Raw genomic sequence first — 6,838 nt, 5'->3', positions numbered from 1 at the left:
GCGTTTGTCCCAGCCGCGCTTTGTAGACCTCATAGTTCTCCATGACGCGTTGCACATAATTGCGCGTTTCGGGGAAGGGGATGCGCTCGATCCAGTCGACGATCTCATCGATGGACTTGCCGCGCGGGTCGCCATAGCGGCCGATCCATTCCGGCACGCGCTTCGGCCCGGCATTGTAGGCGATGAAGGTCAGGATATAGGAACCACCGAAAGCGTCGATCTGCTCGCCGAGATAGTGCGCGCCGAGCGTGGCGTTGTAGCCGGCATCCGCCGTCAGCTTGTCCTTCGAATAGGCGATGTTGTGGCGCTTGGCCACGGCTTTGGCAGTTCCGGGCAGCAACTGCAGAAGGCCGCGCGCGTCAGCAGCCGAAACAGCGGCGGGATTGAAGGCACTCTCCTGGCGGGCGATCGCATAGGCAAGCGCCTTGCCGGAGCCGGAGATATTCGCGTTCGGGGGGATGACGCCGACCGGAAAGGCGAGGGCGGCGACATCGATGCCTCGCGAGTAGGCGATCTTGCCGACTTGCAGCGAAAGGTGATGGTCGCCGGAGCGCTCTGCCTGTGCCGAGAGGATTGCCAATTCCCCTGGGCTTTGAAGCTGGTCGGCCAGCGCCAGATAAAGGCTTGCCGCGCGCCAGCCATGCCCGGCGGCCTCAAGGCGCGAAATCGCCTGCACGGCTTCGCGGGACTGGAAGCGCTGCCGATCTTCTTCGCTCGGCGACGGATAGGAGACGTTGAGCGTCTTGCGCCCCAGCCGTTCGGCCGCCAGCTGGCCGTAAAAGGTGCTCGGGAAGCTTGCTGCCTTTGCGTAGAACTCACTGGACTTGCCCTGGCCGCCAGCTTGCGCGGCGCGGCCTAACCAGTACCAAGCCCTCGAAGCGGAGATCGGACCGCTCGAAACCTGAAGAATCTTGCGAAAATGTGTCTCGGCGGTAGCGGGATCCTGCAGTCCTCGCAGGGCGTACCAGCCGGCGTGGAATTCTGCTTCAACAACGTCCGCCGGTCTTGTGGCGACGTGATTAGCCACAACGCGGTAGGCGGCCTTGAACTGGCCCTGGTCGACAAGGCCGCGGCTAACGATGCGTTGCTCGTTCCACCATTCGCCGGAATTCACGAGTTCGTCGCGCTTGGAAGGCATTTCCGCCAGAAGCTTGGCCGCCTCGGCATATTTATCCTGTTTGCGCAGATATTCGATTCGCGCGAACAGATAGCCCGGATCATTGGACCATTTTCCATCGACAGCGTTGAGAAGCGCACCAGCATTCGAAGCGCTGGCGGCGACGGCCGACCACGCCCTGTAGAGCGATTGCGCCTGTCCCGCGTCGCCGAAGCGCTTTGCCTGTGCCGTCCGACCGCGATACATGAGGTAGTCCATGCGGGCTTTGTGGTCGGCTGTGCCAAGCAGCCGGGAGAACTCCGCCAGGATCTTGTCTTCGGTCGCCTTGTCCAGCGCTTCGCTACGCCAGACCTTGCGAATATATCCTGCCGCTTGCGTCTGTCTGCCGGCCGAGACCAGCGCTCGCGAGAGAATAATCGCGCCGGCGGTCGTTTCCGGTGCGGTGTTGCCGAAAGCGGCGAGAACCGCAGCCGGGTCAGGGTTTTCATCGTAGAGCGCGCGCTCGGAATAGGCGCGCAGCCTGGAGAGCCCCGGCCAGCCCTTGAGTTCCTGTGCCGCCCCGGCAATCGCGTACGACGGAACGCCCTTCGCGCCGGACGTGGCGATTGCCCAAGTCAGGATATGCCGGTCAAGCGTGCCGTTGCCCATCGCGTTGCGGATCGCGATTGCCTGCTGAGGGTTCTTGTTGGAAAGAGCGTCCAATCCGGCCTTCAGGTCTCCGCTGACCGGCGCAACGGTCGTGCTGCGCGGAATGGCGCCGGTCATGATCGATTCCGGCACCGAGGTTTGCGGCACGAAGCCGATCGGCCTAACGTCGGGTACTGGTACACCCGCGTCTGGAAGCGGCGATGCGATGCTGCTCCACGCAGCGGCCGTAACGCCGAGGGCGGAGAGAATCAGGACAGCTCTTTTCATCCGGAGACTCGCAAGAAAAATATGCCCTAACTCTCGCAAGAGGCTGCTTAAGGAAACCTTACCGAAGCCGGTAAAATTCGTTCACATTTGGTATCGGAATTTGCCCTAAATGGATCCCTGCGCGCTTGTCGCCGCGGTTCCGCGGCTTTATGGTGCGCAACCCATATTCGAGGAATGCGGCCAAGGCGTCAATACCGGCCGTGAGGAGCTATGCATGTTCAAGGGATCCATTCCCGCTCTCGTTACCCCCTTCACTGATGCCGGACAGGTGGATGAAGCTGCTTTCGCCGCGCATGTCGATTGGCAGATCAAGGAAGGCAGCAGTGGTCTCGTTCCGGTCGGTACGACAGGCGAGTCTCCGACGCTGTCGCATGCAGAGCACAAACGCGTCGTCGAACTCTGCATCGAAGCCGCCGCGAAGCGGGTCCCCGTTATGGCCGGTGCCGGATCGAACAATACGCGCGAGGCTATCGAGCTGGCCCAGCATGCCGAAAAGGCCGGCGCCGATGCCGTGCTTGTCGTCACACCTTATTATAATAAGCCCACTCAAAAGGGCCTGATCGCCCATTTCTCGGCAATCGCTGAGGCGGTCAAGCTGCCGATCTACATCTATAACATTCCCGGCCGCTCGGTGATCGATATGACACCGGAAACGATGGGCGCGCTCGCCAAGGCGCATTCGAACATTGTCGGCGTCAAGGATGCCACCGGCAAGATTGAACGCGTGTCGGAACAGCGCATCGCCTGTGGCAAGGACTTCCGCCAGCTCTCGGGCGAAGATGCAACAGCGCTCGGCTTCAATGCCCATGGTGGCGTCGGCTGCGTCTCGGTAACGGCGAATGTCGCGCCGCGGCTTTGTGCCGAGTTCCAGGCTGCAACGCTTGCGGGGGATTACAAGAAGGCGCTGGAATACCAGGACCGTCTTATGCCGCTGCACAAGGCGATTTTCATGGAGCCGGGCGTCTGCGGCGCAAAATACGGTCTCTCGAAACTGGAGCGCATGAGCCGTACCGTACGCTCACCGCTGATCTCGGCGCTGGAACCGTCCACGGAAGCGGCAATCGATGCCGCTATGCGTCACGCCGGCGTTCTGAACTGACCCGAAGCGGAAGGCGGCTGCGTCGCCTTCACAAGTTTCGGCTGTTCCCCTAGATAAGGACGAGAGAAGGGGCGCGGTCTTGCGCGCCCGTAGCCGAATTGGAATTAGTCATGGCCCCCAAAGGCAGCCAGCGCGTCGTAAAAAAGGTTGTGGCCGAAAACCGCAAGGCCCGCTTCAACTACGAAATCATCGATACTTATGAGGCCGGGCTCGTTCTGAAGGGCACCGAGGTCAAGTCGCTGCGCGAAGGCAAGGCCAATATCGCGGAATCCTACGCGTCGGATGAAGACGGCGAGATCTGGCTGATCAACTCCTACCTGCCGGAATACCTGCAGGCGAACCGCTTCAATCACGAGCCGCGCCGCCGCCGCAAGCTCCTGCTTTCGAGCCGCGAGATCAACAGGCTGCGCGCAGGCATCAACCGTGAAGGCATGACGCTGATCCCGTTGAAAATTTATTTCAACGACCGCGGCCGGGCGAAGATGGAACTAGCCCTGGCGAAGGGCAAGAAGCTGCACGACAAGCGCGAGTCCGAGAAGGAACGCGATTGGAACCGTCAGAAGAGCCGTTTGCTGAAGGGCAACGGCTGACCGCGGCAAAGGCCGAAGGTCGATTTCCGTCCTTTTGGCGGCACCAACAGCCGAAGATGCCTGCAAGTCGGCGCCTTGGAATGGCTGGCGCCAACCCAAGTGGTGCTTTCACAGCGTTCGGTTGAGGATTATCCCTCGAAGTCGGTTACGGGGGCCACCTCGACAGGCTTTTGCGGGCGCTCGGATGGATCGCGGCCGATCTCGCTCTTCAGGGACAGCAGGTCGATGAAGTGATCCGCCTGACGGCGCAGGTCGTCGGCGATCATTGGCGGTTGCGTTGCCATCGTGGAGATGATCGACACTTTTCGGCCCCTGCGCTGAAGCGCTTCGACCAGCGTCGTAAAATCACCGTCGCCGGAGAAGATCACAAGATGATCGACGGTCTCCGATTGCTCCATCGCGTCGATTGCCAGCTCGATATCCATGTTGCCCTTGATCTTGCGGCGGCCCATGGAGTCGGTGAATTCCTTGGCGGGCTTCGTAACGACCTTGTAGCCGTTGTAATCCAGCCAGTCGATCAGCGGACGGATGGAGGAATATTCCTGGTCCTCGATCAGTGCGGTGTAATAATAAGCACGCAGCAAATATCCGCGCTTCTGAAATGCCTTCAGAAGCTTACGATAGTCGATATCGAAGCCGAGGCTCTTGGATGCAGCGTATAGGTTGGCGCCGTCAATGAAGAGTGCAATTTTTTCGCGTGGGTCGAACATCGCATCCCAATCCAATTAGAGTAATCCAAATTTGATCCGCCAAACATCGCTTAAAAACAATGGCTTAATCTGACGACTGAGAATAATTCTTAATTTATGAATTATTCATATAAAAAAAGATTTAGGGCACGATTCGGCATATTCCAAGCAACTACTGGTGGAATTGCTGAATTACCGGTGAAATTTTTAGCGGGATGCCGTACAGAAGGCTGGCGGTGCACGAAAAACTTGAATTCGCCGGCTTTTGGCTGTATCGCCGTGCCAATCCAGAAATCACGACCGTAAAGGACAGGCAATGGCCCGTGTCACAGTAGAAGATTGCATCGACAAAGTTGAGAACCGCTTCGAGCTGGTTCTGCTTGCCAGCCACCGCGCCCGGCTGATTTCCCAGGGTGCCTCGATCACCATCGATCGCGACAACGACAAGAACCCCGTCGTGGCGCTGCGCGAAATTGCCGACGAAACGCTTTCGCCGGACGATCTGAAGGAAGACCTGATTCACTCGTTGCAGAAGCATGTCGAGATCGATGAGCCCGAGCCCGATCCGGCAAGCCTCATCGCCGCTGGCGGTGTTGCTGCTGCGGAAGGCGAGGAGCAGGACGATCAGCCGGAGACGATCACTTTCGACCAGATGTCGGAAGAAGAGCTTCTTGCCGGTATCGAAGGCCTCGTGCCGCCGGAAAAGAGCGACGACTACTAATAAGGCGCGCGACGATTACCAATCGTCAATCTTGCGCCTTTATTGCTAAGGCATATTATTGCCATTGTGTGCGCCAATCGGTGATTGGCGCGCTTTTGTTTTTATTGGAGTAGTCCGGGGATGATGCGGCAGTACGAGCTCGTGGAGCGGGTGCAGAAATACAAGCCCGATGCCAATGAAGCTCTGCTGAACAAAGCCTACGTCTATGCCATGCAGAAGCATGGGCAGCAGAAGCGTGCCAGCGGCGATCCCTATATCTCCCATCCGCTCGAAGTCGCCGCGATCCTGACGGACATGCATCTCGACGAGTCGACCATCGCCGTCGCCCTGCTGCACGATACGATCGAGGACACGACGGCGACGCGCGCCGAGATCGACGAGCTCTTCGGGGAGGACATCGGCCGGCTGGTCGAAGGCCTGACGAAGATCAAGAAGCTCGATCTCGTCACCAAGAAGGCGAAGCAGGCGGAGAACCTGCGCAAGCTCTTGCTTGCGATTTCCGACGATGTCCGCGTGCTTCTCGTCAAGCTTGCCGACCGCCTGCACAACATGCGCACGCTCGACCATATGTCGGCGGACAAGCGTGCCCGCATTTCCGAAGAGACGATGGACATCTATGCGCCGCTCGCCGGCCGCATGGGTATGCAGGACATGCGCGATGAGCTGGAAGAGCTGTCCTTCCGCCACATCAATCCGGAAGCCTACGAAACCGTCACCAAGCGGCTGGAGGAACTCTCCAAGCGCAACGAGGGCCTGGTCAAGAAGATTGAAACCGAACTGCGCGATCTGCTCGTCGCAAACGGCCTGACAAATCCGCGTGTCAAGGGACGGCAGAAAAAGCCCTACTCGGTCTTTCGCAAGATGCAGTCGAAGTCGCTGTCCTTCGAACAGCTCTCGGACGTGTACGGCTTCCGCATCATCGTCGAAGATGTCCCGGCCTGCTATCGCGCGCTCGGCATCGTCCATACCCGCTGGCGCGTCGTGCCCGGCCGCTTCAAGGACTATATCTCGACGCCGAAGCAGAACGACTACCGCTCGCTGCATACGACGATCATCGGCCCCTCCAGCCAGCGTATCGAGCTGCAGATCCGCACGAAACGCATGCATGAGATCGCCGAATACGGTATCGCTGCGCATGCGCTCTACAAGGACGGCGCAACGACGCCCGATGGCGATATTCTTTCGCGGGAATCGAGCGCCTATTCCTGGCTGCGGCATACGATCGAGGCGCTGGCCGAAGGCGACAGCCCCGAAGAATTCCTCGAGCACACCAAACTCGAGCTCTTCCAGGATCAGGTCTTCTGCTTCACGCCGAAAGGCAAGCTGATTGCTCTGCCCCGCGGCGCGACGCCGATCGATTTTGCCTATGCCGTTCACACCAATATCGGCGACACGACAGTCGGCGCCAAAATCAACGGCCGCATCATGCCGCTCGTCACCCGCCTCAACAACGGCGACGAAGTCGAGATCATCCGTTCGGGCGTGCAGGTGCCACCGGCCGCATGGGAAGAGATCGTCGTCACCGGCAAGGCGCGCGCCGCCATCCGTCGCGCCACACGCATGGCGATCCGCAAGCAATATGCTGGTCTCGGCCACCGCATTCTGGAGCGCACTTTCGACCGGGCGGGGAAGATATTCTCCCGCGACGCGATGAAGCCGGCGCTGCACCGCCTCGGCCAGAAGGACGTCGAAGATGCGATCGCGGCT

The 6,838-nt window shown here is 59.7% G+C and carries 6 protein-coding genes; 4 read left to right on the top strand and 2 right to left on the bottom strand.

What is annotated here, in order from left to right; genetic code table 11:
* On the bottom strand, nucleotides 1–2,032 hold a 2,032-nt coding region (locus ACPYOJ_RS33475; protein WP_481420086.1), incomplete at its 3' end, for a lytic transglycosylase domain-containing protein.
* Nucleotides 2,033–2,246: 214 nt separating this feature from the next.
* Between ACPYOJ_RS33475 and dapA the strand changes: the two genes are divergently transcribed.
* Together dapA and smpB are read left to right on the top strand one after the other, a co-directional pair.
* Nucleotides 2,247–3,131, top strand: a complete 885-nt coding sequence (gene dapA, locus ACPYOJ_RS33470; RefSeq protein ID WP_481420085.1) for a 4-hydroxy-tetrahydrodipicolinate synthase — start codon at nucleotides 2,247–2,249, stop codon at nucleotides 3,129–3,131.
* A 110-nt stretch (nucleotides 3,132–3,241) separates the two neighbouring features.
* Nucleotides 3,242–3,721, top strand: a complete 480-nt coding sequence (gene smpB, locus ACPYOJ_RS33465; protein WP_168829011.1) for an SsrA-binding protein SmpB — start codon at nucleotides 3,242–3,244, stop codon at nucleotides 3,719–3,721.
* Between the two features lie 128 nt (nucleotides 3,722–3,849).
* Here the strand turns inward: smpB and ACPYOJ_RS33460 are convergent, their stop codons facing one another.
* Nucleotides 3,850–4,431: a LabA-like NYN domain-containing protein gene (locus ACPYOJ_RS33460; protein WP_168829012.1), complete on the bottom strand. Its 582-nt coding sequence runs from the start codon at nucleotides 4,429–4,431 to the stop codon at nucleotides 3,850–3,852.
* A 295-nt stretch (nucleotides 4,432–4,726) separates the two neighbouring features.
* Here ACPYOJ_RS33460 and rpoZ point away from each other — a divergent pair, with 295 nt between their 5' ends.
* A complete protein-coding gene (rpoZ, locus tag ACPYOJ_RS33455) occupies nucleotides 4,727–5,131 on the top strand; it encodes a DNA-directed RNA polymerase subunit omega (RefSeq protein ID WP_168829013.1) in 405 nt (134 codons plus the stop codon).
* A gap of 120 nt (nucleotides 5,132–5,251) precedes the next feature.
* On the top strand, nucleotides 5,252–6,838 hold a 1,587-nt coding region (locus tag ACPYOJ_RS33450; protein WP_481420084.1), incomplete at its 3' end, for a RelA/SpoT family protein.

This window comes from Rhizobium sp. SVR5-9E, from assembly GCF_056755095.1.
This window is presented reverse-complemented; position numbering and strand designations above follow the sequence as displayed.